Source organism: Streptosporangium sp. CA-115845, from assembly GCF_050943795.1.
Taxonomy (GTDB): Bacteria; Actinomycetota; Actinomycetes; order Streptosporangiales; family Streptosporangiaceae; genus Streptosporangium.
This window is the reverse complement of record NZ_CP191988.1, coordinates 10,043,232-10,069,000: the sequence shown is the minus strand read 5'-3', so window position 1 is coordinate 10,069,000 and position 25,769 is coordinate 10,043,232. Positions and strand designations below refer to the sequence as shown.

23 protein-coding genes are annotated in these 25,769 nt (G+C 68.9%); 10 read left to right on the top strand and 13 right to left on the bottom strand.

Annotated features, from left to right (window positions below; genetic code table 11):
• The first annotated feature begins 148 nt into the window (after window positions 1–148).
• Window positions 149–769 (top strand): GNAT family N-acetyltransferase, encoded by a 621-nt coding sequence (locus ACQP0P_RS47830; protein ID WP_326646217.1) that lies wholly within the window; start codon window positions 149–151, stop codon window positions 767–769.
• Between the two features lie 754 nt (window positions 770–1,523).
• Here the strand turns inward: ACQP0P_RS47830 and trxA are convergent.
• From trxA to ACQP0P_RS47790, 8 genes are all read right to left on the bottom strand, one after another.
• Window positions 1,524–1,847 (bottom strand): thioredoxin, encoded by a 324-nt coding sequence (trxA, locus tag ACQP0P_RS47825; RefSeq protein ID WP_433369914.1) that lies wholly within the window; start codon window positions 1,845–1,847, stop codon window positions 1,524–1,526.
• A gap of 62 nt (window positions 1,848–1,909) precedes the next feature.
• The gene (gene trxB / locus ACQP0P_RS47820) at window positions 1,910–2,845 is read right to left on the bottom strand and encodes a thioredoxin-disulfide reductase (protein WP_433382463.1); all 936 of its coding nucleotides are present in this window, start codon (window positions 2,843–2,845) and stop codon (window positions 1,910–1,912) included.
• A gap of 160 nt (window positions 2,846–3,005) precedes the next feature.
• Window positions 3,006–3,926: an anti-sigma factor family protein gene (locus ACQP0P_RS47815; RefSeq protein ID WP_433369912.1), complete on the bottom strand. Its 921-nt coding sequence runs from the start codon at window positions 3,924–3,926 to the stop codon at window positions 3,006–3,008.
• Complete coding sequence (sigM, locus tag ACQP0P_RS47810) at window positions 3,916–4,563, bottom strand: RNA polymerase sigma factor SigM (RefSeq protein ID WP_433369909.1); 648 nt, start codon at window positions 4,561–4,563, stop codon at window positions 3,916–3,918. Before sigM ends, ACQP0P_RS47815 begins: the two co-directional genes overlap by 11 nt.
• Window positions 4,564–4,677: 114 nt before the next feature.
• A complete protein-coding gene (locus ACQP0P_RS47805; RefSeq protein WP_433369906.1) occupies window positions 4,678–6,192 on the bottom strand; it encodes a protein kinase family protein in 1,515 nt (504 codons plus the stop codon).
• 195 nt (window positions 6,193–6,387) lie between these two features.
• Entirely contained in the window at window positions 6,388–7,992 is a 1,605-nt protein-coding gene (murJ, locus tag ACQP0P_RS47800; protein ID WP_433369904.1) for a murein biosynthesis integral membrane protein MurJ, read from the bottom strand.
• Window positions 7,993–8,013: 21 nt separating this feature from the next.
• Window positions 8,014–10,137: a DUF6049 family protein gene (locus ACQP0P_RS47795; protein ID WP_433369901.1), complete on the bottom strand. Its 2,124-nt coding sequence runs from the start codon at window positions 10,135–10,137 to the stop codon at window positions 8,014–8,016.
• Window positions 10,138–10,183: 46 nt separating this feature from the next.
• Window positions 10,184–10,705 carry an aminoacyl-tRNA deacylase gene (locus ACQP0P_RS47790; RefSeq protein ID WP_433369898.1) on the bottom strand — a complete coding sequence of 174 codons (522 nt, stop codon included), beginning with the start codon at window positions 10,703–10,705 and terminating at the stop codon, window positions 10,184–10,186.
• 160 nt (window positions 10,706–10,865) lie between these two features.
• Between ACQP0P_RS47790 and ACQP0P_RS47785 the strand changes: the two genes are divergently transcribed.
• Both ACQP0P_RS47785 and ACQP0P_RS47780 read left to right on the top strand, forming a co-directional pair.
• The gene (locus ACQP0P_RS47785; RefSeq protein WP_433369895.1) at window positions 10,866–12,275 is read left to right on the top strand and encodes a CCA tRNA nucleotidyltransferase; all 1,410 of its coding nucleotides are present in this window, start codon (window positions 10,866–10,868) and stop codon (window positions 12,273–12,275) included.
• A gap of 64 nt (window positions 12,276–12,339) precedes the next feature.
• On the top strand, window positions 12,340–13,539 hold the full coding sequence (locus ACQP0P_RS47780) for an adenosylmethionine--8-amino-7-oxononanoate transaminase (protein ID WP_433369892.1): 1,200 nt from the start codon (window positions 12,340–12,342) through the stop codon (window positions 13,537–13,539).
• On the opposite strand, the gene ACQP0P_RS47775 is transcribed toward ACQP0P_RS47780, so the two are convergent.
• Complete coding sequence (locus tag ACQP0P_RS47775; protein ID WP_433369889.1) at window positions 13,493–14,791, bottom strand: MFS transporter; 1,299 nt, start codon at window positions 14,789–14,791, stop codon at window positions 13,493–13,495. The genes ACQP0P_RS47780 and ACQP0P_RS47775 overlap by 47 nt on opposite strands.
• Before the next feature lie 136 nt (window positions 14,792–14,927).
• Between ACQP0P_RS47775 and idi the strand changes: the two genes are divergently transcribed.
• Entirely contained in the window at window positions 14,928–15,509 is a 582-nt protein-coding gene (gene idi, locus ACQP0P_RS47770) for an isopentenyl-diphosphate Delta-isomerase (protein ID WP_433369886.1), read from the top strand.
• Window positions 15,510–15,611: 102 nt separating this feature from the next.
• Here idi and ACQP0P_RS47765 read toward each other — a convergent pair whose 3' ends face one another.
• Complete coding sequence (locus ACQP0P_RS47765) at window positions 15,612–16,691, bottom strand: inositol-3-phosphate synthase (protein WP_433369884.1); 1,080 nt, start codon at window positions 16,689–16,691, stop codon at window positions 15,612–15,614.
• A gap of 30 nt (window positions 16,692–16,721) precedes the next feature.
• Window positions 16,722–17,390: a helix-turn-helix transcriptional regulator gene (locus ACQP0P_RS47760; RefSeq protein ID WP_433369882.1), complete on the bottom strand. Its 669-nt coding sequence runs from the start codon at window positions 17,388–17,390 to the stop codon at window positions 16,722–16,724.
• 604 nt (window positions 17,391–17,994) lie between these two features.
• On the opposite strand from ACQP0P_RS47760, the gene ACQP0P_RS47755 reads away from it, so the two are divergent.
• Genes ACQP0P_RS47755 through ACQP0P_RS47745 form a run of 3 tightly spaced genes read left to right on the top strand, consistent with a single transcriptional unit; the run spans window position 17,995 to window position 23,140 of the window.
• Window positions 17,995–20,652 carry a transglycosylase domain-containing protein gene (locus ACQP0P_RS47755; protein WP_433369879.1) on the top strand — a complete coding sequence of 886 codons (2,658 nt, stop codon included), beginning with the start codon at window positions 17,995–17,997 and terminating at the stop codon, window positions 20,650–20,652.
• Window positions 20,652–21,959 (top strand): glycosyltransferase family 87 protein, encoded by a 1,308-nt coding sequence (locus tag ACQP0P_RS47750; RefSeq protein WP_433369876.1) that lies wholly within the window; start codon window positions 20,652–20,654, stop codon window positions 21,957–21,959. Before ACQP0P_RS47755 ends, ACQP0P_RS47750 begins: the two co-directional genes overlap by 1 nt.
• Window positions 21,960–22,018: 59 nt before the next feature.
• Window positions 22,019–23,140, top strand: a complete 1,122-nt coding sequence (locus ACQP0P_RS47745) for a mannosyltransferase family protein (RefSeq protein ID WP_433369873.1) — start codon at window positions 22,019–22,021, stop codon at window positions 23,138–23,140.
• A 95-nt stretch (window positions 23,141–23,235) separates the two neighbouring features.
• Here the strand turns inward: ACQP0P_RS47745 and ACQP0P_RS47740 are convergent, their stop codons facing one another.
• Entirely contained in the window at window positions 23,236–23,994 is a 759-nt protein-coding gene (locus tag ACQP0P_RS47740) for a deoxyribonuclease IV (RefSeq protein WP_350913676.1), read from the bottom strand.
• Between the two features lie 94 nt (window positions 23,995–24,088).
• Between ACQP0P_RS47740 and ACQP0P_RS47735 the strand changes: the two genes are divergently transcribed.
• Window positions 24,089–24,271 carry a hypothetical protein gene (locus ACQP0P_RS47735; protein ID WP_030919717.1) on the top strand — a complete coding sequence of 61 codons (183 nt, stop codon included), beginning with the start codon at window positions 24,089–24,091 and terminating at the stop codon, window positions 24,269–24,271.
• Window positions 24,272–24,311: 40 nt separating this feature from the next.
• On the opposite strand, the gene ACQP0P_RS47730 is transcribed toward ACQP0P_RS47735, so the two are convergent.
• Window positions 24,312–24,587 carry a hypothetical protein gene (locus ACQP0P_RS47730; RefSeq protein ID WP_433369869.1) on the bottom strand — a complete coding sequence of 92 codons (276 nt, stop codon included), beginning with the start codon at window positions 24,585–24,587 and terminating at the stop codon, window positions 24,312–24,314.
• A gap of 257 nt (window positions 24,588–24,844) precedes the next feature.
• On the opposite strand from ACQP0P_RS47730, the gene rpsF reads away from it, so the two are divergent.
• Together rpsF and ACQP0P_RS47720 are read left to right on the top strand one after the other, a co-directional pair.
• A complete protein-coding gene (rpsF, locus tag ACQP0P_RS47725) occupies window positions 24,845–25,135 on the top strand; it encodes a 30S ribosomal protein S6 (protein ID WP_030919721.1) in 291 nt (96 codons plus the stop codon).
• Window positions 25,136–25,212: 77 nt separating this feature from the next.
• Entirely contained in the window at window positions 25,213–25,761 is a 549-nt protein-coding gene (locus ACQP0P_RS47720; protein ID WP_355547721.1) for a single-stranded DNA-binding protein, read from the top strand.
• Window positions 25,762–25,769: the final 8 nt, after the last annotated feature.

Genomic DNA, 25,769 nt, shown 5'->3' with positions numbered 1-25,769 from the left:
TTACGTCAGAGGTCGTAGTCATCTGCGTGTGGGGATGGGACCTCCTGAAACCAAGACCCGCACTGAGCTACGATGCCAGCTGGAGACGCCGTTTTCGCGCGTTTTTCGCCATGGCTTGCACTCGTCTCGCCAGGATTGGGGCCAACAGGTGTCGCGTCGGCTGGCAAACGTCACCCTCGACAATCTCGACGACCTGCCGCGCCGCTGCCGCCGGTGCGTCTTCTGGGAGCTCGATCCCGTCAACGCGGATCGGGCGGTGAAGGCCGGTGATCCGGGGCTGGAGAAGGAGGCCTGGATCTCCTCCACGCTGCTGGAGTGGGGAAGCTGCGGCAAGATCGTCTACGTGGACGGGGTGGCGGCCGGTTTCGTGCTCTACGCGCCGCCGCACTACGTGCCGCGCTCGGTGGCCTTCCCGACCTCGCCGGTCAGCGCGGACGCGGTGCTGCTGATGACCGCGCACATCATCCCCGAGTTCTCCGGGGGCGGCCTGGGCCGGATGCTGGTCCAGGGCGTGGCCAAGGACCTGACCCGGCGCGGGGTGCGGGCGATCGAGGCGTTCGGCGACCTGAAGTGGGAGCAGCCGGGCGCGTGCCTGATGCCCGCCGACTACCTGCTCTCCGTGGGTTTCAAGACGGTCCGTCCGCACCTGCGCTTCCCCCGCCTCCGCCTGGAGCTCAAGAACGCCGTCTCGTGGCGTGAGGACGTCGAGGTGGCACTGGAGAGGCTCCTTGGGAGCATGAGTCCGGAGAGGGCCCTGCGGCCCGTCTGAGACCCCCTGGAGCCCGTACGGCGCCCCCGCCTCCGCCTGGAGCTCAAGAACGCCGTCTCGTGGCGTGAGGACGTCGAGGTGGCACTGGAGAGGCTCCTGGGGACATGAAAGTCCGGAGAGGGCCCTGCGGCCCGTCTGAGACCCCCTGGAGCCCGTACGGCGCCCCCGCCTCCGCCTGGAGCTCAAGAACGCCGTCTCGTGGCGTGAGGACGTCGAGGTGGCACTGGAGAGGCTCCTGGGGACATGAAAGTCCGGAGAGGGCTCTGCGGCCCGTCTGAGACCCCCTGGAGCCCGTACGGCGCCCCCGCCTCCGCCTGGAGCTCAAGAACGCCGTCTCGTGGCGTGAGGACGTCGAGGTGGCACTGGAGAGGCTCCTGGGGACATGAAAGTCCGGAGAGGGCTCTGCGGCCCGTCTGAGACCCCCTGGAGCCCGTACGGCGCCCCCGCCTCCGCCTGGAGCTCAAGAACGCCGTCTCGTGGCGTGAGGACGTCGAGGTGGCACTGGAGAGGCTCCTGGGGACATGAAAGTCCGGAGAGGGCTCTGCGGCCCGTCTGAGACCCCCTGGAGCCCGTACGGCGCCACCTTGGAGTCCGCGCGTTCCTGCATGCCCGCGATCTGGGAGCCGAGGCCCGGTAACGCCCGGCGCATGTGAAAGCCCCCCGCGGTGGGGCGGGGGGCTTTCTGTGGGTGGGTGTGCCGCTCGGAAGCGGGTGATACGGCGGGCGCCGTGGGGGGCGGCCGGCCGCAGGGGGCCTAGATGATGCCCTCGAGCTCGCGAAGCAGCATGGCCTTCGGCTTGGCACCGATGATCTGCTTCACAACCTCTCCGTTCTTATAGACGTTCAGGGTGGGAATCTGGAGTACGCCGTAATTTGTGGCCGTTGCCGGATTCTCATCGACATTCAGCTTGACGATGGTGAGCTTCTCGGCCTGCTCGCCGGCGATCTCCTCCAGGATCGGCGCCACCTGCCGGCACGGGCCGCACCACTCGGCCCAGAAGTCGACGATCACGGGCTTGTCGCTCCTGAGGACGTCGGCCTCGAAGCTGGCGTCGGTCACGTGCTTGATGGTCCCCAATGTCCTGCTCTCCCTCTGTGCCTGATGGGTGGCTGATACCTGATGTGTCTCGCGGGCCGGCGTCACTCGCCGGCGTGCTCGGCCAGCCAGCGCTCGGAGTCGAGCGAGGCGGCGCAGCCGGTGCCCGCGGCGGTGATCGCCTGCCGGTAGGTGTGGTCGACGACGTCGCCGGCGGCGAAGACGCCGTCGAGGTTGGTGCGGGTCGAGGGGGCGTCGACCTTGATGTAGCCCTCGTCGTCGAGCTCCACCTGGCCCTTGACGAGCTCGGTGCGGGGGTCGTGCCCGATCGCGATGAACAGGCCGGTGGCCGCCAGCTCGGACTCCTCGCCGGTCTTGAGGTTGCGAAGGCGCACCCCGCTCACCTTGTTCTCGCCCAGCACGTCGACGACCTCGCTGTCCCAGACGAAGCGGATCTTCTCGTTCGCGAACGCGCGGTCCTGCATGATCTTGCTGGCGCGCAGCTCGTCGCGGCGGTGCACGACGGTCACCGAGGAGGCGAACCGGGTGAGGAAGGTGGCCTCCTCCATGGCGGTGTCGCCGCCGCCCACGACCACGATGTCCTGGCCGCGGAAGAAGAAGCCGTCACAGGTGGCGCACCAGGACACGCCGTGGCCGGACAGGCGCTTCTCGTTGGGCACGCCCAGCTCGCGGTAGCCGGAACCGGTGGCCAGGATGACGGACCTGGCGTAGAAGGTGTCGGTGGCGGTCTTGACGACCTTGGGGCTGGCGGTCAGGTCGACCTCCACGACGTCGTCGGCGACCAGCTCGGCACCGAACCGCTCGGCCTGCTTGCGCAGCCCGTCCATCAGGTCGGGGCCCATGATGCCGTCGGGAAAGCCCGGGAAGTTCTCAACCTCGGTGGTGTTCATCAGAGCGCCACCGGCGGTGACGGATCCCTCGAAGACCAGTGGGTTGAGGTCGGCACGCGCGGAGTACACAGCGGATGTGTAACCGGCGGGACCCGATCCGATGATGATCACATTCCGGACGTCCATCAGTGCTCGTGCCTCTCCCTCTGTTGATGCCACCGGCGTCAACAGATCCTAGGCGCAGCTGATTCCCGCCCGGTGCACCGACGGATCCGCAGGTGGAACGGGAAGGCCCGGCACGGACGAATCCGTGCCGGGCCTTCCCGGGAAGGGCGAGGGCGCTACCCGATCACTTCCAGCGTGCGAGGCCGGGCTTGCGCACGTTGTCGCACTGCGGGCCCACGACGTGGACACGCACGGTGTTCTTGGCCTGGTTCTGCCAGAAGAGCAGGATGTTGGCCTCCTGCCCGTTGTAGAACCCCTGGTCCACGGCGAAGGGCGATTTGCCGATCTCCGCCGAGATCTGCCGGACACACTTGTCGATCCCGGACTTGTCGGTCGTGCCGACGATGGTCGCGGGGCCGATGTAGTTGAGCAGCGAGCCGCGGAGCTCGGCGTCGGTGTAGTTCCAGTTGCTGTCGGTCAGCGCGTACTGGACCGTGTCACTCGGCGCGGGCTGGGCGATGACAGGCGCTGGGGCCGGACCGGACGCGGTGAGCGTCCCGGTCGCCAGCACGGTCGCGCCGATCACCGCCGCCGCCGCACCCGCCGCCGCCGCGGGCATCGCCCACCGGCGCCGCCGGGTCGCCCGCCGGGGCGCGCCATGACGTCTGGCCGGGCCCGCGGGGTTCACCGGGGTCACGGTGCCGTCGTCGCCGACGACCCCCAGCCGTACGGCCGGCTCGGGCTGCTGCTCGGGAAGAGGTGCCCTCTCCCACGGCGCCGGTTCGGCGGGAGATCCCGTCTCCCACGGCGCGTCACGCATTATGTCGTCCCAGGCCGGTGCTTCCACCAGCCCCACTCCACCTCCACGGAAGCTCTCGGCCTCGGCGGCCAGCGCACGGTCGATTCTCAGCGCGACTCCCATCGGCATCGCCGGTGTGGGCGTCGCCGCGAGCATCTCACGGACCGCTGCGAGGTCGGCGAGACTTTCGCCACAGGGATCGCAGATCGCGAGATGTTCGCGTACCTGCACGGCCGTGGCGGCGTCGAGGAGTCCCTCGGCCAGTTCGGCCAAGATCTCCAGGTCGTAGTGCGTATCACCCGTCACGAAGTTGTGCTCCCTTCGCGGATGAGACGCGAGACAGGTCTGATCGGTTCCGCAAATGGGAAAGAATCGGGGCGAGTTTCGCCCGGCCGCGCGCGCACCGGCTCTTCACCGTGCCGCTCGGCACCTCCAGCACCTGGGCCGCGTCCTCGATCGAGTAGCCCATCATGTCCACGAGCACCAGCGCGGCGCGCTGGTCGGAGGGCAGCAGCTTCAGCGCCGCGGAGACCTCCATGGAGACCTCGCGCTCGGCCGTCTGGTCGAGCATCGGGGTGTCACGCTCCGCGGCCTCGACGAGCTCGTCGTCGGCCACCGGGCGTACCGATTTCCTGCGCATGCGGTCGAGGCAGGCGTTGACCACGATGCGGTGGAGCCACGTGGTCAACGCCGCCTCGCCGCGGAAACTCCCGGCCTTGCGGTAGGCCGAGACGAAGGCATCCTGAACGGCGTCGGCCGCCTCGTCGGGGTCGCCCAGCGTGCGCAGGGCGACCGCCCACATGCGGTCTCGATGTCGCTTGACTATCTCACTGAAGGCGTGCGGATCCCCGGCGATGTGCCGGGTGAGCAGGTCGGCGTCGGACACGGAGGTCTTCGCCGTCTGCTGGTCCGCCGCTGGCGGGGTCTCGGGTGGGGAATTCACAAGGAGAGTCCTGCTATACCGGTCCGGGGAGAACACCACTACGGGATAGATGGTGCCACGGATTCTCCGATGATCTGTAAGAAGCCACGTAAAACAGATCAAATCGCGCTGATGTCACTTGGTCGTGAGGACCTTTATCTCCTGCACCTGGCCGCGGAACTTCCCCTGGTAGGTGGGCAGTTTGGTGAACCAGACGAGCACGTAGCGGCCCTTCCCCGGGCTCTCCGCGGTGTACGTCTTCTTGCCGGAGAGCCCGCTGAACTTCTCGACCGAGGTCAGGGCGTCGAGGGCGGGCGAGTCACCGATCCTGAGCTCCGCGGCGCCGCCCGAGGTGCCGCCGAAGTCGATCGAGACCTGCTTGACCGGAATGCTCTCGCCCATGTCCAGCAGCAGGCCGACACCGTTCTTGAGCCGCCCGAAGTCGGCGGAGTCGTACGTCTCGGAGTGCCAGTCGGTGGAATCCTTGCCGTCGACCGCGGCCGAGGCCCACCTGCTGCCCTCCTCCTGGTCGCCCAGCGGGTCGAAGCCGATGACCGAGGAGGGCTTCACCTCGCGGGTGGCGACGGCCACGGTCGGCGTGGGAGTGGCGCTCTGCTCGCCGGTGACCGGGGTGCCGGCGTTGCCGATACTGCGGCCGAGCGTCCAGGCGCCCAGGCCGACGGCCGCCATCACCAGCAGCACGACGACGGTCATGGCGACCTTGTTGAGCATCCCGCCACCCGCCTGGCGGGGCATCGGACGGGGCTGGTGCTGGGGTGGGGGCGTGTGCTGCTGGGGCGCCGCGGTGTCGATGCCCTCGGAGCGGGAGGAGGCCACCGGGAGCACCGTCATCGGCATCGGCGTCGGCATCGGCAGCGGGCTGGGCCGCGACACCGAGGCCAGCGCCTCGGCGAGTTCGGCGGGCGTGGTCAGCGGGTCGGCCCCGCGCCTGGTCTCCGGCAGCATCGCCCGGCAGACGATGGTGTCGAGGTAGCCGGGAACACCCGCGGTGACCTGGCGCGGCGTGCAGAAGTGCCCGTCGTCCATGGGGGCGACGGGCAGGCCGCCGCTGTCGTGCTCCTCGCCCGGCCAGTGGCCGGTCAGCCCGGCGTACAGCAGGCGGCCGAGGCCCTCGGCGTCCTCGCGGGCCCCGTCGTCGCTCGTCACGTCGTTCAGGACGGCGTCGACACCCAGGCCGAGCAGCTTGACGGTACTGCCCGCCGTCCAGACCAGGTGCTCGGGGGTCAGGCAGAGGTGGGAGAGGTTCGCCTCGTGCGCGTGGGCCAGCGCCTCGGCGGCCTCGGCGACCATCGCGGCGGCCCGCTCGGGGTCGAGCGGGCCGCCCGCGATCATGTCGCCGAAGGTCTCACCGCTCACCCACTCGCTGACCACGTAGGAGTGGCCGTCGTCCTCGGTCGCGTCGAAGACCTGGGTGAGACGGGGGTCGGTCAGCCGGCTGGCCACCCGGGCCGCCGTGACGACCTCGTTCAGGCGCGGGAAGTCGGGGTCGAAGGTGTGGACGGCGACGGGTCGGGCGAGCACCTCGTCGATGGCCTTCCACAGCGTGGCACCACCGGACTCGTGGACGCGGTCTTCGAGCCGGAAGCGCTCGGCCAGCTTGGTGCCGGGCTCGACGGTGGGAGAACTCATGAGGACTCCGAAACTGAGAACACGACAGCACCACGCCAGGTCGGCACATCAAGACACATCACATGATGCCGGGTGGATCCGCCCACGCCCTCCTGCTTCCATTAGCCGCATGTCACCACACGTGTCGCACCATGGTAGTCCCGCGCCGGTTCCGCCCGTGTTCGCCTTGTCAGACGTTTGAGACAAGTCTTTGGGTTACCGGCCTACCCGTCCTGCCACCATTCCAACGATCGAGCTCACTTCGGGGATGCGCATCCGGTGGGCGATCGCCAAGTAAAGAACCATACCGAGTCCGCCGCCCGCCGCCAGCATGACGGCGGCGCTCAGCGCGTCCAGCCCGGTGAGTTCCTGCGTGACCCAGAGCACGCCGAGCGCGAGCGCCGCCGCCGGGAGCGAGGCCAGGTACATCCGGGACAGCCCGGCGGCCACCCCGCGCCCTCCCAGGCCCCCGACCCGGCGTGCGGCCAGCGTCCAGGCGACCGCGCTGCCCACCACGTAGGCGACGGTGAACGCCAGAGCCAGGCCCATCACGATGTACTCCGCCGGCAGGGTGACGTAGGCCACCATGCTGAGCAGGGCGTTCACCGCCACGTTGCCGAGGGCCAGAAAGGCCGGGGTGCGGGTGTCGCCGAAGGAATAGAAGACGCGCAGTAGTAGCTGGAAGATCGAGAAGGGGACCAGCGCCAGTCCGAAGATCTGCAGCACGTTGCCGATGTAGATCGCCGAGTCGACGGTCATGTTGCCCCAGGAGAAGATCAGCACGGTCACCGCGGGGCCGAGCACCATCAGCAGCAGCCCGGCGGGTACGAGGAGCACCGAGATCAGCCGTACCCCCGAGGAGAACTCATCCCTGACCGTATCCAGGCTTCCCTCGGCCACGCCCCTGCTCATCCGGGGCAGCATCGCGGTGATCACCGAGACCGCGATGATCCCGTAGGGGAGCTGGAAGAGCTGGTAGGCATAGGCGTAGGCGGCGTTTCCCGCACCGGGCGCCCGCTGGCCCGCGCCGGTCGCCAGCTTGGTGGTGACCAGGAAGCCCAGCTGGCTGATCCCCACGTACGCGAAGGTCCAGACCGCGGTCCTGCCCATCTCGCCGAGCCCTGCGTTGCGCAGGTCGAACCTGGGCCGGAAGCGGAAGCCGACCCGGTGCAGCGCGACGACCAGCACCGCGCACTGCGCCACGATGCCGGCGGTGGTGCCGAGCCCGATCAGCGCCAGGTCGGCGTCGCTGATCGTGTTGACGTCGGTGCCCGCCCCGCCCAGTTTCACGTAGTAGACGACCGCGACGCCGATCATCACGATGTTGTTCAGCACCGGCGCCCACATCGGCGCGGCGAACCTGTCCCGGGTGTTGAGAATCGCGCCGGCGATCGCGCCGACCCCGAAGAAGGCGATCTGCGGGAGGATGAACTGCGCCAGCCGCACCGCCACCTCGGTCTGCCGAGGACTCCAGCCGGTGCTGTAGAGGCTGATCAGCGGCCTGGCCAGCAGCACCGCGACCACCGCAAGCAGCGTCAGCGTGACGAACCCGATCGTCATCAGCCGCTGCTCGTAGGCCCGGCCGCCGTCGGGGTCGGCCTGCTGCCGCCGGATGATCATCGGGACCACGACGCTGCTCAGGATCCCGCCGATGAGCAGGTCGAACAGGGTGAACGGGATCGTGTAGGCCACGTTGTAGGCGTCGCCCAGGGCGAAGGTCCCGAGGGCCGCGGCGAGCACCGCCGTCCGGACGAAGCCGGTGACGCGGGAGACCATCGTCCCCGCCGCCATGATCGCGCTCGCACGCAGGACCCTGCTCATGCGCCATTCCTCCGCTGGGTGTCAGGACTCGGTGCCGGTCGGCTCGCGATCGCGCTCCGGCGGGGGAGCGGCCGCGGGGCGGCGGCCTCCCCGCCGGCGCAGCACGCGCATGACGACGGCGGCCAGCATCACCACGAGGGCCGCCCCCACGATCACCAGAGCGACCCCGGTGTACCCGGTGGTCCGCACGGTCAGCTCGACCGGCTTGCCGTACTTGCGGCCGTCGTCGGTGGTCAGCTGCACCGTCACCGTGGTCTGGCCGCTGGCGGTCGAGGTCATCGGGATCCGGATGGTCTGGCTCTGGCCGCCGAGGATCATCAACTGGTCCACGTACGGCTCGATCTTCAACAGCTTGGGCTGGTCGGAGGTGACCCTGAGGCGGACCGCGATCCGGCTGGCCTCACCGCTCAGCTCGTTGCGCACGCTGATCGGCACATCGCCGTTGCTGCCGGCCAGGGTGCGCAGGCGCGACTGCTCGCTGCCGGTGATGGAGACCATGGCGATCCGGCCGTCGATCGCCTCCGCGACCTGCTGGACGTACGGCGCCGCGGCGGCGGTCCTGCCGCGCCAGGCCGAAGAGGCCAGGCGGAGCAGCGCCAGGTCGAAGACGTCGAGATCCTGGGCGGTGGTGATCGCGGCGGTCAGATCGGCGCGGGCGCCGACCTTCTTGACGCCCGTCAGGTACTGCTTGGGGAGCTCCGCCCGCCGGTTCTGGTCGGTGTAGGTCAGGTCGGCCCGCGGTGTCGGGGCACCCTTGCCGCGCTTGACCGCGTCGAGCCCGACGGGCAGCAGCCAGGGCAGGCCGGCGGCGGTCTCGACCAGGTTGGTCACGTACCTGGGGTCGGGGTCCCAGCGGCGGTGCGGAACGGCGATCACGGTCCTGGCCGTGCTGACGGGCTCCGCGCTGATCATCGCCGTCTCCGCGATGAACCGCTGGCGGTTCATCAGCGCCGAGCCGGGGGCGGAGGTGTCCGCGCCGACGGTCTCGCTCAGCTTCGCGTCGGCGACCAGGGCGGTGACCGGGCCGTTCACGCTCTCCAGGGTCGCCGAGGCGTCGGGGGTGGTGACCGGGGGCGCCGCCGGCGGCAGGTTGAGCACGTTCAGCAGCACGGTGTCGACGCCGCCGGTGGCCAGCAGGTCCAGCCCGTCGTAGTCGATCAGACCGCCCAGCGGCCAGTTCACGTTGGTGATCACATCGCGGCCGAGGGTCTCCTTGCCGATGATCCTGGCCGCGTTGATACCGGTCGCGGTGGCGTTGTCGACGCCGTTGTGGGCGAGGGCCGCCACGTCGGGGTCGCCGTACGGGGTGGCCATCACCGGGTGGTCCGCGACGGCCTCGCGGAAGTCGCTCAGCCACTGGGCGGTCTCGGGGGTCGCGGGACGCGGCTGGGTGCGGTTCTTGGACCTGGTCGCGTGCGGCCTGCCCATGGCCCGCGCGTCGTCGAGCAGGGCGGGGTCGACCACCCAGGTGAGGCCCTTGGCCGAGGAGGTGTCCTGGGCGATCTTGAGCAGGTCGCCGAGGCGCTTGCCGGGGGCCATGGCCGCGGGCAGTCCCTCGTCCGCGAAGACGCCGTCACCGCTCCGGCGCGGCTGGTCGACGATGGGCAGCACCATGGCGAGCCGGGTGCGGGCCACCCTGGTCTCCCTGGGCATGTAGGTCACCGGGACGCGGAGGGCGGCGAGCGGCTGCCCGTAGGCGTCACGCACCTCGACCATGATCGGATAGACGCCGAAACGGGAGAACTTCCAACTCTGCGGTGTGAAGGTGAACTGCCACGGAAGCTTCCCGGCCGGCGCGATCGGCGCCTGGACGAAACTCTCGCAGCACCACGAACCCGGCTGGGGGCCCTGCCCGGTCAGGTAGGCGTCCAGTTCGCCGCGCCGGGTGAACGGCTGGGGCGAGGAGTACATCCGGATGCGCAACCCGGTCAGGGGCTCGGTGCCGGAGTTGACCAGCGATCCGGAGATCTTGATCTCGGTGGTCGGCTCACGGGGAACGTCGGGGCTGATGGCCTCCAGCACGATCTGGAGCCCCAGCCTGCCCGTCGCGGTCGCCTGGGCGTTCGCCGTACCGGAAACGACCACGGCCGCGGGTAGGAGCAGCGTGGTGGCGAGCAGGGCGAGCAGCATGACCTTGCGGATCACGTGCCGGCCAGGGGTCGAGTACGGCGCACGCCCGTAATGGTATGGCCTAACCGGCGAGGGGAAAGGTCGCCGCCTCCCCCCGGGAACCCTGGCGGGTCAGATCGACGACCCTGCCCGAAACCAGTGTGAGCAGGTGGTCCGCACGGATCAGGAGTGCCGTGTGACGCTCCCCGGTGGGCACGTAGACGGACGTGGCGATGTCGGTGAGTCGCTCGTCCACCAGCACGGTCAGCGTGGCCGGCAGCAGCAGCGGGCAGACCAGACCCGAGGCGTAGTCGGTGGCGGAGTTGACGGTGAAGGCCGAGGCCGGCCGGACCCGCCGCGCACCCAGGATGCCGCCGATCAGGCCGGGGCGCGGAGGGGAGCCGACGGAGGTGACGATCGCCACGGGCTCGCGGGCGATTCGTGTCGTGACCTCGTAGACCGTGACCGCCAGGCAGATGGCGGGGCTCGCGGAAAGCACCTCGGGCAGTTCGTCCGAGCATGTCATCGCGCGCGGAAGGCGTACGATCTCATGATGGACCTGGTGTGCGAGGAGCCGGCGGTGGATCGCGAGCGCATCCTTCATGTGTGTGCTCCTTGCCTCGACGCACGGCCCCCGAGGTTCTCCTGACTGACCGTAACCTGGTGATCGCTTCAGGTGTATCCCCACAGGGGAACATGTTCCGTAACCGAAGGACCTACCCGGCTTGTCCCTTTCAAATCTGACCCAGAGCCAGCGCCACGGCATGAGCGAGCTGTTCCGGAAGATCGCTCCTGTGGCGGACGAGCTTGGCGAGCTGTTCGCCGCCAAGGGTTACCAGATAGCCCTTGTCGGCGGCTCCGTACGCGATGTCTTCCTGGGCAGGATCGGCAACGATCTCGACCTGACCACGGACGCGAGGCCCGAGACGGTCCTGGAACTCGTCCGTGACTGGGCCGACTCCGTCTGGACGATCGGCATCGACTTCGGCACCGTCGGCGTCCGTAAGGGCGGGTGGCTGCTGGAGATCACCACCTACCGCAGCGAGTCGTACGACCCCAAGTCGCGCAAGCCCGAGGTCGCCTACGGCGAGACGCTGGAGGGCGACCTGGCCCGGCGTGACTTCGCGATCAACGCGATGGCGCTGCGCCTGCCGTCCCGCGAGTTCGTCGACCCGTACGGCGGCCTCGACGACCTGCACGCCAGGCTGCTGCGCACCCCCGGCCCCCCCGAGCGCTCCTTCGGCGACGACCCGCTGCGGATGCTGCGCGCGGCCAGGTTCGCCAGCCAGCTCGGTTTCACCGTCGACGAGGCGGCGCTCGCCGCGATGGACGCGATGGCCGACCGGATCGACATCGTCTCCGCCGAGCGCATCCGCGACGAGCTGGACAAGCTCATCGGCGGCGATCACCCCCGCGAGGGGCTGAAGATCCTCGTCGAGTCGGGGCTCGCCGCCCACGTGCTGCCCGAGGTGCCCAGGCTCCGCCTGGAGATCGACGAGCACCACCGGCACAAGGACGTCTACGAGCACTCGCTGATCGTGCTTGAGCAGGCGATCGACCTGGAGGAGAACGGTCCCGACCGGATCCTGCGCTGGGCCGCGATCCTGCACGACGTGGGCAAGCCGAAGACCCGCCGCCACGAGTCCGGCGGCCGGGTCTCCTTCCACCACCACGAGGTGGTCGGCGCACAGCTCGCCAGGAAGCGGATGACGGAGCTGAAGTTCCCCAAGGACGTGGTGGCCGACGTCTCCCGCCTGGTGGAGCTGCATCTGCGCTTTCACGGGTACGGCACGGGCGAGTGGACCGACTCGGCGGTGCGCCGCTACGTCCGTGACGCCGGGCACCTGCTTGAGCGCCTGCACAAGCTGACCCGCGCCGACTGCACCACCCGCAACCGGCGCAAGGCCCAGGTCCTGTCGCGGACCTACGACCAGCTGGAGGAGCGGATCGCCAGGCTGGCCGATGAGGAGGAACTCGGCAAGATCCGCCCCGAGCTCGACGGCAACGAGATCCAGGAGATTCTCGGCGTCCCGCCGGGCCCGGTCGTGGGCCGCGCCTACAAATTCCTCCTGGACATGCGCCTGGATCAGGGGGTTCTCGGCAAGGAGGCCGCCGCGGACGCCCTCCGCGAGTGGGCGCGGGCGAACGAGGTGACCCCTGAGCGGCACTCCTGACCGGACCGCGGGCCCCGGGGTCTCCGGGGTATCCGGCCATGTCGCCGCACTCGACCGGGAGCACGTGTGGCACCCCTACGCGGCCGTGCCCCAGCCGGTGGCGCCGCACGTGGTCTCCCGCGCGGAGGGGGTGCGGCTGACGCTCGCCGACGGGCGCGAGCTCGTCGACGGTATGTCGTCGTGGTGGGCGGCCATCCACGGCTACAACCACCCCGAGCTCAACCGGGCGCTGCGGGATCAGCTGGAGGACATGGCGCACGTCATGTTCGGCGGGCTCACCCACGAGCCCGCCGTGCGGCTGGCCCACAGGCTCGCCGCCATGACCGGTCTGCCGAAGGTGTTCCTCGCCGACTCGGGGTCGGTCGCCGTCGAGGTGGCGATCAAAATGGCGTTCCAGCTCACCGGCAGGGGCAGGCTGCTCACGGTCAGGGGCGGCTACCACGGCGACACCTTCGGGGCGATGTCGGTCTGCGACCCGGTCAACGGCATGCACCACCTGTTCTCCGGTGTGCTGCCCGAACACGTGTTCGCCGACCGGCCGCCGCGCGAGTACGACGAGGCCTACGCGGCCCGGCTGGCGGACCTTCTCGCCAGGCACGCCCATGAACTGGCCGCGATCATCGTGGAGCCGGTGGTCCAGGGGGCGGGCGGCATGCACTTCTACCACCCGGCCTACCTGCGCCTGCTCCGCGAGCTGGCCGACGAGCACGGCGTCCTGCTGATCGCCGACGAGATCGCCACCGGATTCGGCAGGACCGGAGAGTTGTTCGGCTGCGACCACGCCGGGATCAGGCCCGACATCATGTGCCTGGGCAAGGCACTGACCGGCGGTTACCTGTCGCTGGCCGCGACGCTGTGCACCGAGCGGGTGGCCCGGGGTGTCGGGGTGCTGATGCACGGGCCGACCTTCATGGGCAACCCGCTGGCCGCGGCGGCCGCGAACGCCTCCCTGGATCTCCTGGAGGAACGCCCGTGGCGTGAGGAGGTCCGCCGGATCGAGGCCGGTCTCCTCGCGGGCCTGGCGGGGGCCGCGGAGGCGCCGGGCGTGCGCCAGGTGCGGGTCCTCGGTGCGATCGGGGTGATCGAGACCCGTGAACCCGTCGACGTCCCCGCCGTCCAGGACGTCGTCATGCGGCACGGCGTCTGGCTCCGCCCGTTCGGCCGCCTGCTCTATGCGATGCCGCCCTACTCGATCGGCGACGACGACCTGGAGACGGTCACGACGGCGATGACGGCAGCGGCTCGATCACTCGGGCAGGCGTGATGGCCCGGTATGCCACCGCGCCCGCGAGATATCCGGCGGCGATGACCACCAGCACGAGCGTCGATCTGCCGTTCGCCGGGAGCAGCGCCGCGGCCAGGGCGGCGGCCAGCACATAGCTGCCGTTGAAGAGCATGTCGTAGATGGAGAAGGCCCGGCCCAGATAGGCGTCCTCGACGTCCCGCTGGACCGTGGTGTCCGCGCAGATCTTGATGCTCTGCCCGGCGATGCCGAGCACGAGGCCCGCGGCTGCGAACCCCCACTGCTGGAAAGGCACGCAGAGTGCGAACGTCAGCACCCCGGCGGTGACCAGCATGGCCGGGACCCACCGCTCGATGCCGAAGCGCTCGGTGGCCCAGGGGGTGATCAGGATGGCCAGGAAGTAGCCGAGTCCGGAGGTGGCGACCACGACGGAGACCGCGTTCAGCGCGTCCTCGGCGTTCTCGGCGAAGTAGTAGCGCGACAGCATCACGAGCATCGCCGTGCACATGCCGTAGACGAACCGGTGGGTGGTCATCGCGCCCATCGCCGCGGCGGCGGCCCGGTGGCGTACCAGGTGCCGTGCGCCGTCGATCAGGCCGCTCAGCACGTGGCGCACCGCCTCGCGGGCCTGCGGGCGGTTGGGATCGTAGGCGGGGCCGAGCAGCCGCCTGTCCATGGTCCTGGAGATGAGCGCGCTGAGCCCGAAGATGAGACCGGAGACGACCAGCAGCACCGCCGTCCCCCGGTGGTCGGAGCCGAAGATCGCCCGGAGGAGGTAGCCGGCGCCCACGCCCACGAAGGTGAGCACGGTTCCCGAGGTCGGGGTGACCGCGTTGGCGACCATCAGCCGGTCGGCCGGCACGACGTGCGGGAGTGAGGCTCCCAGTGCGGTCAGGAAGAACCGGTTCACCCCGAGCACGCCGAGCGCGGCGGCGTAGAAGATCGCGTCAGGGGCGTCCGCGGCGACCAGCGCCGCGGCCGCGAGCAGCAGTGTCCCGCGGATCAGCGGCGCGACGACCAGGATCTGCCGCCGTGACCAGCGGTCGATGAACACCCCGGCGAAGGGGCCCAGGATCGAGTACGGCAGCAGCAGCACGGCCAGGCCGGCGGCGATCCCCACCGCGCTCGTGCTCTTCTCCGGGCTGAAGAACGCGAATCCGGCCACGGCGAACTGGAAGATCCCGTCGGAGAACTGCGAGACGAGGCGGGTCCCGTACAGTCTCCGGAAGTCCCGACCCTCCAGGACCACACGTAGGTCGGATATGAATGACACGCGCTCAGCCTATGGGGGACCGACCTCGATGGACATCGGGAACGTCCCTGAATGTATGGGTGAGCATTACCGACCTTTACCTACGTATCGTCAAGTGGGGCGCGGTAAGCCAACATGATCACGTACCCTCGGTCGAGTGACACCTGATGAACACGTTGTGCTCGTCGACAGGGCGGGGAACGCGATCGGCACGGCGGCCAAGGCCACGGTGCACGGTCCCGACACTCCTCTCCACCTGGCCTTCTCCAGTTACGTGTTCGACGAGCAGGGGCAGGTTCTGCTGTCCCGACGCGCACTGCACAAGATCACTTGGCCGGGGGTGTGGACCAACAGCTGTTGCGGCCACCCCCTGCCGGGCGAGCCGCTCTCCGCGGCGGTGACCCGCAGGCTCTCCCACGAGCTGGGCCTCGTGGCCGGCCAGGTCGACCTGCTTCTGCCGCGCTTCTCCTATTGCGCGGTCATGGACAGCGGCATCGTCGAGCGGGAGTTGTGCCCGGTCTACCGGGTGATCGCCGCCTCCGAGGCCGTGCCCAACCCCGACGAGGTCGAGGACGTGCGCTGGATGCCGTGGAAGGAGTTCACCGACGGGGTGCTCGGCGACCGCCTGGCGATCTCCCCGTGGTGCCGCGAGCAGGTCCCCCAGCTGATCGAGCTTGGTGCGGACCCGCTCGCCTGGCGGGCCGCCGACCCCGCCGACCTCCCACCCGCCGCCCGCTGAGGCGGGAGCCCCGCGCAGACCCACCGGCGATCCTCATATGGCGAGAGCCCCCGACCCGTCCACCCGGGTCGGGGGCTCTCGCCGTGAGCGGGCGCCGATCGGTCAGCGCTCGACCTCGCCGCGGATGAACTTCTCCACGTACTCGCGCGCCTCGTCGTCGGAGTACTGCTCCGGCGGGGACTTCATGAAGTACGAGGAGGCCGACAGGATCGGCCCCGAGACGCCCCGGTCAAGGGCGATCTTGGCGGCGCGTACCGCGTCGATGATGATGCCGGCGGAGTTGGGGGAGTCCCAGACCTCCAGCTTGTACTCCAGGTTGAGGGGTGTGTCGCCGAAGGACCTGCCCTCCAGGCGCACGTACGCCCACTTGCGGTCGTCGAGCCACGGCACGTGGTCGGAAGGACCGATGTGCACATCGGCCTTCCGCATCTCGTGCGGGATCTGCGAGGTGACCGACTGGGTCTTGGAGATCTTCTTGGACTGCAGGCGCTTGCGCTCCAGCATGTTCATGAAGTCCATGTTGCCGCCGAAGTTCAGCTGGTACGTGCGGAGCAGTTCGACGCCGCGGTCCTCGAACAGCTTGGCCATCACGCGGTGCGTGATCGTCGCCCCGACCTGTGACTTGATGTCGTCACCGATGATCGGGACACCGGCGTCGACGAACTTCTGGGCCCAGGTGGGGTCGGAGGCGATGAACACCGGCAGCGCGTTGACGAACGCGACCTTCGCGTCGAGGGCGCACTGGGCGTAGAAGCGGTCGGCTTCCTCCGAGCCCACCGGCAGGTAGGAGACGAGCACGTCGACCTTGTTGTCCTTGAGGACCTCGACGACGTCGACCGGAGTCTCGTCCGACTCCTCGACCATCTCCCGGTAGTACTCGCCCAGACCGTCGAAGGTGTGACCGCGCTGCACCGTGACGCCCAGCGGCGGTACGTCGCAGATCTTGATCGTGTTGTTCTCCGAGGCCACGATCGCCTCGGACAGGTCGCGGCCGACCTTCTTGGCATCGACGTCGAACGCCGCGACGAACTCGACGTCGCCGACGTGGTAGTCGCCGAACTTGACGTGCATCAGGCCCGGCACCCGGGCACCGGGGTCGGCGTCCCGGTAGTAGTGCACGCCCTGTACGAGCGACGTGGCGCAGTTGCCTACACCGACAATGGCTACGCGCACCGAACCCATGGCACTCGCTCCCCTTTTGTTCTTTGGTGGTCAGTTGTCTTCCGGGGTGGCAGGCCGCCCCGTCGTGCCCGTTCCGGGCTCGGGCGCCCGGGACGTTTCCTCCCGCGCGGATCGCTGCTCCTCGTCCGGCGGCGACGCTCGCCGTTCGGTGGCGATCAGCTCATTCAACCAGCGCACTTCGCGTTCGACCGACTCCAGACCGTGACGCTGGAGCTCAAGGGTGTAGCTGTCCAGCCGCTCACGCGTGCGGGCCAGTGCCGTGCGCACGCCGTCCAGGCGTTCCTCGAGCCGGCTGCGCCGGCCTTCGAGGATGCGCAGGCGCACCTCCGCCTCGGTGTGTCTGAAGAAGGCGAAGTGCACACCGAAGCTCTCGTCCTCCCAGGCCGAAGGGCCGGCCTGGGTGAGCAGCTCGTGCAGGCGTTCTTTGCCCTCCGCGGTCAGTCGGTAGACGATCTTCGAACGGCGGCCGGGGAGTGTGATGGGGCTGTCGGCGTTGGCCGCGGCGGCATCGCCGTCTTCGATGATCAGTCCGTCGGTGAGCAACTGGCGGAGGCACGGATAGAGCGAGCCGTAGGAGAAGGCCCGGAACATGCCGAGCAGGGCGTTGAGCCGTTTGCGCAGCTCGTAGCCGTGGAGCGGGGTCTCGTGCAACGACCCGAGCACGGCCAGCTCCAGCACCCCGCCACGTCCGCCGGCCACCGGAAACCACCACCTCTCGCGTCGATGTATCGAGTCGATACATCCGCAGGATACGTCCATTCAACATAACCCTGCAATCAGCGACTTTCCCAAGAGGTTGGGAGCAAACAACAAAAAGCCGTAGTCTGGCGCCTATGTGGTCACAACAGGCGGCAATGGGGCACAGTCCCCGCGCGGCGTGGACCGCTTTCCAATACGGGGAATCCCGCGTCAACGTGGGAGAGGTCTGCCAAGGTTGTTGTCGAAACCAGCTGACGATCTCGTTTGTCCTCGGGAATGGAGATCCACCCGAATGGGCCGGCTACCAGTGAGCCAAGGCGGCGAGATCTCCGGTGATCAGGAGGTAGTCTCGCCCGCCAGCACGCCGTCGTAGACCCCGATGACCGAACGAGGACGCGTGAGTTACAGCCACAGCAATGACCCGGAGCCGAACGGGCGCCAGGAGGGCGCCGACGGGTCGGCTCGTCAGGGGCGGCGCCGTCGCTCAGGCCCGGGAGCCGCTCCCCGTGCGGTTCCCCCTTCACGAAACTCTCAAACCGGCGGCGCGAGCTGGGAACAGCAGCAAGGTCGGCCGCCACAGGGCGCGGGGGCCGACAACCGGACCATGATGATGCCCCAGCCCGGCGGGATGCCCGGCGGGATGCCCTACGCCGGCGGCGCGCCCCAGCACCCGGGTGCCCAGCCCCGGCGGGACGCGGGCGCTCCGGGCGGGATGCCCCCGCGCGAGCCCGAGCAGCGGGGCGGTGAGCTCCGTCGCCGTGACACCGACCCGACAGGCCGCCGGGCCGAGGCCGCGTTCGAGGACACCCAGGCGATGCTCGCCGCCCAGGCGGGAGCCGGTTCGAGGTCCGGTGAGGGCGGCGTGCGCAGACGCCGCGCCGGGCGTGGCGCGGGCGGTCCCGGAGGCCAGGGGGGTCCAGAGGGTCCGGGCGGCCCCGGGGGGTACGGTCCCGGCGACGGCGAGGACGAGCCCAAGGCCAGGCGGTGGACGCGCTTCCTGCCCAACTGGAAGATCGTGATGGCCAGCTTCGTGGTCCTCAGCGCCGGCGTCTTCGGCATGATCGCGGTTGCCTACGCCAACACGCCGGTCCCGGAGACCACGCAGGCCGGTGTGGACGACCGGGGCAGCGTGGTCTATTACCGGGACAAGAAGACCCCGATCGCGCGTCTCGGCGTCAAGCGCACCCCGGTGAAGATCAGTCAGATTCCCAAGCACGTCCAGGACGCGGTGATCGCCCTGGAGAACCAGAGTTTCCGCACCGACAGCGGTATCGACCTGGCCGGTATGGCCCGTTCCCTTTGGAGCACGGTCAGCGGCGCACAGCTCCAGGGCGCCTCGACCATCACCCAGCAGATGGCCCGCGGCTACTACGACGGCCTCAGCCAGGAGGTCTCGGTACAGCGCAAGATCAAGGAGATCTTCGTCGCCGTCAAGATCAGCAAGACGCTGGAGAAGGACGAGATCCTTGAGCGCTACCTCAACATCATCTACTTCGGCCGCGGCGCGTACGGCATCCAGGCCGCCTCGAAGGCGTTCTTCGGCAAGAACATCGGTCAGCTGACCCCGCAGGAGGGCGCCTACCTGGCCGGCCGGATCCAGAACCCGGACGCCTTCGACATCCAGGAGAAGGCCGGCAACTACGCCGCGACCAAGGAGCGCTTCACCGCCGCGCTCAGGAACATGGCCGAGATCGACCCCGCCGCGTACGGCAAGTACGCGGGAAGCTCCTTCGAGGACCTGAAGTTCGCCGAGGTCAAGGTCTCGCAGACCTTCAAGGGGATCAAGGGCTACATGCTCAACATCGTCTTCCGGGAGCTCAAGGGGCGGGGCATCACCCAGGAGGATCTGGAGACCAAGGGGTACAAGGTCTACACCACCTTCGACGAGAAGATGATGAAGGAGGCGCAGAAGGCGGTGAAGGCCCGCACCGCCGGCCTGGAGTCGACCATCCACGCCAGTGTCGCCTCGGTGGATCCGAAGAACGGCCGGGTGCTCGCCTTCTACAGCGGCGACGACTTCGTCAACGACTTCAACAACCGCGCCTTCGACTCCACCAAGCAGGCGGCCTCGGCGTTCAAGCCCTACGTGCTCGCGGCCTGGCTGGAGAGCGGCAGGTCGCTCGACAGCTACGTCGACGGCATGGCCACGATCAAGATGCCCGGCACCACCCCGATCAGCAACTCGGGGAACACCGCGTACGGGGTGATCAACATGATCAAGGCCATGGCCAGCTCGGTCAACACGGTCTTCGTGCAGATGGGTGAGGTCGTCACGCTTGCCGAGGTGGCGAGGATCGCCAAGGAGGCGGGGGTCGGCGAGACCGCCAAGTACAACCCCTCCTACGGCGGTAAGAACGCGGTCGACTACGCGGTCGACGAGCAGAAGTTCCAGGTCACCATCGGCAGCGCCTCGGTCACCGCGGTCGAGCAGGCCGCCGGCTACTCGATCTTCGCCAACGAGGGCAAGCACGCCGACTGGCACACCGTCGTCAAGGTGACCAAGATCGACGGCTCCCCGGTGCTCGCGGAGCAGGCCGCCGTAGAGCAGGTCATCAGCCCCGAGTCCGCGGCCGACGCGACGGTCGCGCTCCAGGCTGTGGTCAAGGGCGGCACCGGCGCCACCGCGAACATCGGCTCGCGGCCGGTGGCCGGCAAGACCGGCACGAACAACGGTTACAAGGACGCCTGGTTCGTCGGTTTCACCCCGCAGCTTGTCACCGCAGTCGGCATGTCCAAGGACGTGCCCTACAACAAGGCGGGGACGCGCAAGCTCAAGGTCGACAAGTACGGCCTGCCGAACCGCAAGATCGATGATTCGAAAATCCTCTGGAAGGAGGAGCCCATGCCCTCCTTCATCGGCGGTGGTGGCACCCCGACCCAGATCTGGCATGACTACATGCAGGCCGTGACCGCCAAGGACGAGGTCCAGCAGTTCCCGCCGAGGGCCAACACCGGTTCGCAGAGCAACCTGGCCACGCCCAAGCCGACGCCCAGCGCGACGCCGACCATGGACGACAACCCGTTCCCCGACAGCGGCGACGGCGGCTGGCCCGACGACGGTGGCGGCGGCGAGCCGGACAACCCCGACGGCCGCGAGTGCGTGCCCTGGGACGGCTCCTGCGACGTCGGCAACGACGGCTCGGGCGACGGTCCGCCGAACGGCGAGATCACCGAGAATGGCGCCCCCGGCGCGGTCGGGGCTCCTGGGGCACCCGGCGCGGCGATCATGCCGACACCCACCGCGAACGGACGTCGCCCCTGATGAAGGACCTCCTGACGTCGCGGCGCTCGCTACCCGAGTTCGGCACCCGGGCCATCCCGTACGTGCCCCTGGCCCTGTTCGCGGGGCTGGGGGCCATCCTGGCCTGGTTCTGGAAGTGGCCGTGCCGCGTCGGCGGGGCGTGGAACGACGGAACCCTGCAGTTCACGAACTTCTGTTACACCGACATCTATCCCCTGTGGTGGAACGAGAAGCTCAACGAGGGCAAGATCCCTTATTTCGACTACCCGGTCGAGTACCCCGTCGGGATCGGCGGGATCATGGAGTTCTTCCGCCGGATCGTCGCCTCCATGAGCGACCAGGGGACGGCATTCTACGACCTCACGGTCATCCTCATGGCGATCTGCCTGGTCGTCGGCGTGTTGCTGATGGCCGCGCTGGCCGGTCCGGCCAGGCGCTGGGACGCGCTCTGGTACGCCCTGGCTCCCGGGCTGATCCTCACCGCGTACATCAACTGGGACCTGGCGGCCAACGCCCTCGCGCTGGGCGCGCTGCTGGCCTGGTCGAAGCGGAGGCAGTGGCTCGCGGGCATCCTGCTCGGCCTGGCGATCGCCACCAAGTTCTACCCGCTGATGTTCCTCGGCCCGCTGTTCCTGCTGACGCTGCGCACCGGCAGGTGGGTGCCGTTCCTCAAGACGCTCGGCGGCGTCGTGGGATCCTGGCTGGTCGTCAATGTGCCGATCATGGTGTTCGCCTTCGACGGCTGGAAGAGGTTCTACGTCTTCAGCCAGGAGCGGGGGGCCGACTGGGGTTCGCTCTGGTACTTCTTCAACCAGAAGCAGTGGCCGATCCTCGGTGACGCCGAACTCGTCGACAAGCTGGGCATCGTCTCCCTCGCCGCGTTCTGCCTGGCGATCGCCGTGCTCACCGTGACGGCCAGGACCCGCCCGCGGCTGATGCAGCTCTGCTTCCTCACCCTGGCCGCGTTCATGCTGACCAACAAGGTGTGGTCGCCGCAGTACGTGCTCTGGCTGATCCCCTTCGCGGTGCTGGCCAGGCCGAACTGGAAGCCGATCGCGCTCTGGCAGCTCGCCGAGTGCTGGTACTTCTTCGCGATCTGGCTCTATCTGGTCGGTATCCAGCCGGGCAACGAGGCGTTGGGCATCGCCGGCGACACCTACTTCACCGCGGTGTGGGCCCGCGCGATCACCATTCTGATCATGATGGCGTTCGTGGTGAGGGACATCCTCGTCCCCGACAAGGACGTGATCCGACAGAACGGGGCCGACGACCAGGCGGGCGGTGTCTTCGACGGCGCACCCGACCGTTTCCGGCTCGCGCTCTCCTAGCACCGGGGAACGACGTGAGTCTGGCGGCCGGTCGGGATGATCCGCGACAATCCCAATTTGTGATCGATCCTGTTGAGCCCCCGCGGGATACCGCGCAGGAAGGGCTGCTGCTCTGGCTGGCCTCCAGGCTGGGAATCGTCGCCCTGGTCGTCGTCGGTACCCAGGCGATGATGGAAGGGGACGCGGTCCCGCCGCCGTTCCTGGAGCGCTGGAAGCACTGGGATGCCAGCCTCCTGGTCACCATCGCCGAGCACGGTTACGGTGGCGCCCCCGGCAGCGAGCCTGACGAGGGGCTGCCCGCCTTCTTCCCCGGGATGCCCCTGGCGCTCCGCGCGGTGCACCTCGTGGTCGGCGACTGGACGGTCGCCGGGCTGCTGATCTCCTTCGTGGCCGGTGCCGTCGCGATGATGGCGCTCGCCAGGCTGGCCGAGTTCGAGGGGCCGCCGGGGACCGGCCGGCGCGCGGTGCTGGCGCTGCTGCTCTGGCCGATGGCGGTGTTCCTGTTCGCGGGCTACAGCGAGTCGCTCTTCCTGGCCTTCGCCGTCCCCGCCTGGCTCGCGGCGCGCAGGGGGCGCTGGCCGCTCGCCGCGGCCCTGGCGGCGGGCGCCTCCTGCGTGCGGATCACCGGCCTGTTCCTGGCCCTGGCGCTGATCGTGGAGTTCTTCGCCCGGCGGCAGCCCGTACGGCAGGCCGGCTGGCTGGTGCTCCCGTTCGTGCCGCTGGTGCTCTACTCCGCCTACCAGCACTCCCGCACCGGCGACTGGCTGGCCTGGAAGAGTGCCCAGGAGGCCGGCTGGGGTCGGCACATGGTGTGGCCCTGGGAGTCGCTGATCACGACCTGGAACTCGGCCATGGGCGAGGGCCGGTTCGCCTGGGCGTTCCGGCTTGAGATCGCGGGGGCGATCGTCGGGGTCGTGCTCGTACTGGTCCTGCTCTACCTGCGGAGGTGGAGCGAGTTCGTCTACGTGGGACTTCAGGTGGGTGCCCTGCTCTGCTCCGCCTACTACCTGTCGGTTCCGCGCTCGGCGCTGCTGTGGTGGCCGCTCTTCATCCTGATCGCGAAGGCGAGCGGCGGGCAGGCACCGTGGCAGCGGTGGATCATCGTCGTCTACGCCCTGGTGGTGGGCCCGCTGATGGCCCTCAACACGCTGATCTTCGCCGACGGTGCCTGGGTGGGCTGAGCGCCGGGAGCAGCCCCTTACCCGTTTCCGGGGAAAAGTAATCCCACCAAGTTATCCACAGGCTGTGGACGAACTCTCCCGTCCGAGGTCTCGCGCTAGAGCTTCGATCTGAGGAAGGCGATGTCGGCGGCCTGGCCGTCGAAGGGCGTCTCCACCACGATCGGCGCGTTCGCGCTCCGGCACACGCTCAGGATGAGCTCGGGATCGATCTGGCCCGCTCCGAGGCTCGCGTGCCGGTCGGCACCGGAGTCGAAGGCGTCGCGAGAGTCGTTGCAGTGGATCAGGTCGATCCTGCCGGTGATCGCCATGACCCGCTCGACCACGTCCGCCAGGTCCTCGCCACCCGCGTGGGCGTGGCAGGTGTCGAGACAGAAGCCCACGTCGAAGCCGTCGAGCGCGTCCCAGAGCCGGGCGATGCGCTCAAGCTTGCGTGCCATCGCGTTGCCACCGCCTGCGGTGTTCTCGATGAGCACGGGGATCCGGTGCTCCTCCAGGCGCTCGAACACCTTGCGCCAGTTGTCGAAACCCTTCTGCGGGTCGTCTCCGGCCCCCACGTGCCCGCCGTGGACGATCAGCCCCCTGGCGCCGAGCTCGGCCGCCGCGGCGAGATGCGAGCCGAGCAGCTTGCGGCTGGGGATGCGGACCCGGTTGTTGGCGGTCGCCACATTGATCACATAGGGGGCGTGGACGTAGACCTCCACGTCCGAGTCCTTGATCTCCCGGGTCTTCTCGCCGATGACCGGGCCCTTCCAGCCCTGTGGGTCACCGAGGAAGAACTGCACGACCTCGGCGCCGCGCGCCCTGGCGTGCGCCAGCGGGTCGTCCTGGTCGACATGAGCTCCGATAAGCGGCATGTGTCCGAGCCTAGCTGTTTCAACGGCGAGGCCCTGGGCAGTCGCAGGGCGCGCCCTACCACTCACCCCCACGGGCCGAACACAAGGAGTCCACGTGGCCTACTATCGAAGAGGGATCAGTCTCATCGGCCTCATCTACATCCTGGTCGGTCTCTACGTCGCCTGGGTGTACGACTACATCACTCCCGCGCTCCTGAAGGACGTCGCCGAGGCTCTGCTGGCGGTCTTCCTGTGGTTCCTCGTCCTGCTCGGCGTGGACCTGCGCCTGAATGGTTAGCCGCCCCCGCGCCGGTGTGGCCCTCGTCTGATTCGGGGCCTCACGGGAGGAAACCCCCGTGATAGATGCCGAAGGCCACACCGACGAACGAGGCCACGATGCCCACGATGTTCAGCGCGCGCTCCGGTGTCGTCGCGGAGACGTACTGCGAGTAGAGGCCCCCGAAGAATCCCAGCACCCCCGCCCACGAGGCGACGATGTGCGCGGCGGGGATCAGTCCGGTGGCGAAGGCGAGCAGTCCGCAGCCGATCGTGACGACGCTCAGCACGTTCTCGATCCTGTGACGACGCCCGTCGGTGTTCAACGTGAACCGCAAGGGTCTCTTCCGGGCATGTCCATCCGCACGAGGCATCTTCACCGCCTCCTCTTTCTCCTGCGACAGGACGTGCCCGGCGAGGCGACGGCCCAACCCTTGACGGGCTGGTAGGCTGGCACGGCTACGTCGAATGGGTGTGTTATCGCCCACCCTCCACCCCGAGCGCCGAAATGGGCGCCCGAGGTGAAGCACGTCAGCGTCCTCCTGTCACGGCACGGTGTCGTGACCGCAAGAGTCCAGAGGAGGTTGAAGTCAGCATGCGCCGTTACGAAGTGATGGTCATTCTTGACCCCTCGCTCGATGAGCGTACGGTCGCCCCTTCCCTCGACCAGTTCCTCACGGTCGTCCGCAACGACGGCGGCACCGTGGAGAAGGTCGACGTGTGGGGTCGCCGCAGGCTGTCCTACGACATCGCGAAGAAGCCCGAGGGCATCTACGCCGTCATCGACCTGAGCGCCGAGCCCGCCACGGTCAAGGAGCTCGACCGGCAGATGAACCTCAACGAGGGAATCCTGCGTACCAAGGTTCTCCGCCCGGACGTGCACTAACTCCCGGCATTTTGTCGGGCGGCAGCCGTACTCTGAGCCGATAACCAGCGAAGGCCGCAGGAAGGGCAGCGCTAGCCATGGCAGCAGGCGACACCACGATCACCATCGTCGGCAACCTCGTCGACGACCCGGAGCTGCGCTTCACCCCCACGGGGCAAGCGGTGGCCCGGTTCCGCATCGCATCCACTCCGAGGTTCCTCGACAAGACGACCAACGAGTGGAAGGACGGCGAAGGCCTGTTCCTGACCTGCAACGTGTGGCGGCAGGCGGCGGAGAACGCCGCCGAGAGCCTCCAGCGCGGCATGCGGGTCATAGTTCAGGGACGGCTGCGCCAGAGGTCTTACGAGACCAAGGAAGGCGAGAAGCGCACGGTCTACGAGGTTGAGGTCGACGAGGTCGGCCCCTCCCTGAGAAACGCGACCGCCAAGGTCAACAAGACCGCCCGTCAGGGCGGTGGCGGTGGCTTCGGCGGCGGCCCGGCCAACGACCCGTGGGCCTCCGCGGCGCCCGCCGCACCGCAAGGTGGCGGCTTCGGCGGCGGCGGCAACAACTACGGGGGCGGCGGCCAGCAGCAGGGTGGCGGCGGCTTCGGCGGCGGCGACTTCAGCGACGAACCGCCTTTCTAGGGACGGCG

Bases quoted from the DNA above. Each gene is read 5' to 3' on its own strand.
- ACQP0P_RS47805 (WP_433369906.1), bottom strand. From the start codon at position 6,192: ATGAGTTCTCCCACCGTCGAGCCCGGCACCAAGCTGGCCGAGCGCTTC.
- murJ (WP_433369904.1), bottom strand. From the start codon at position 7,992: ATGAGCAGGGTCCTGCGTGCGAGCGCGATCATGGCGGCGGGGACGATG.
- ACQP0P_RS47790 (WP_433369898.1), bottom strand. From the start codon at position 10,705: ATGAAGGATGCGCTCGCGATCCACCGCCGGCTCCTCGCACACCAGGTC.
- ACQP0P_RS47785 (WP_433369895.1), top strand. From the start codon at position 10,866: ATGAGCGAGCTGTTCCGGAAGATCGCTCCTGTGGCGGACGAGCTTGGC.
- ACQP0P_RS47765 (WP_433369884.1), bottom strand. From the start codon at position 16,691: ATGGGTTCGGTGCGCGTAGCCATTGTCGGTGTAGGCAACTGCGCCACG.
- ACQP0P_RS47755 (WP_433369879.1), top strand. From the start codon at position 17,995: ATGATGATGCCCCAGCCCGGCGGGATGCCCGGCGGGATGCCCTACGCC.
- ACQP0P_RS47750 (WP_433369876.1), top strand. From the start codon at position 20,652: ATGAAGGACCTCCTGACGTCGCGGCGCTCGCTACCCGAGTTCGGCACC.
- ACQP0P_RS47740 (WP_350913676.1), bottom strand. From the start codon at position 23,994: ATGCCGCTTATCGGAGCTCATGTCGACCAGGACGACCCGCTGGCGCAC.
- rpsF (WP_030919721.1), top strand. From the start codon at position 24,845: ATGCGCCGTTACGAAGTGATGGTCATTCTTGACCCCTCGCTCGATGAG.
- ACQP0P_RS47720 (WP_355547721.1), top strand. From the start codon at position 25,213: ATGGCAGCAGGCGACACCACGATCACCATCGTCGGCAACCTCGTCGAC.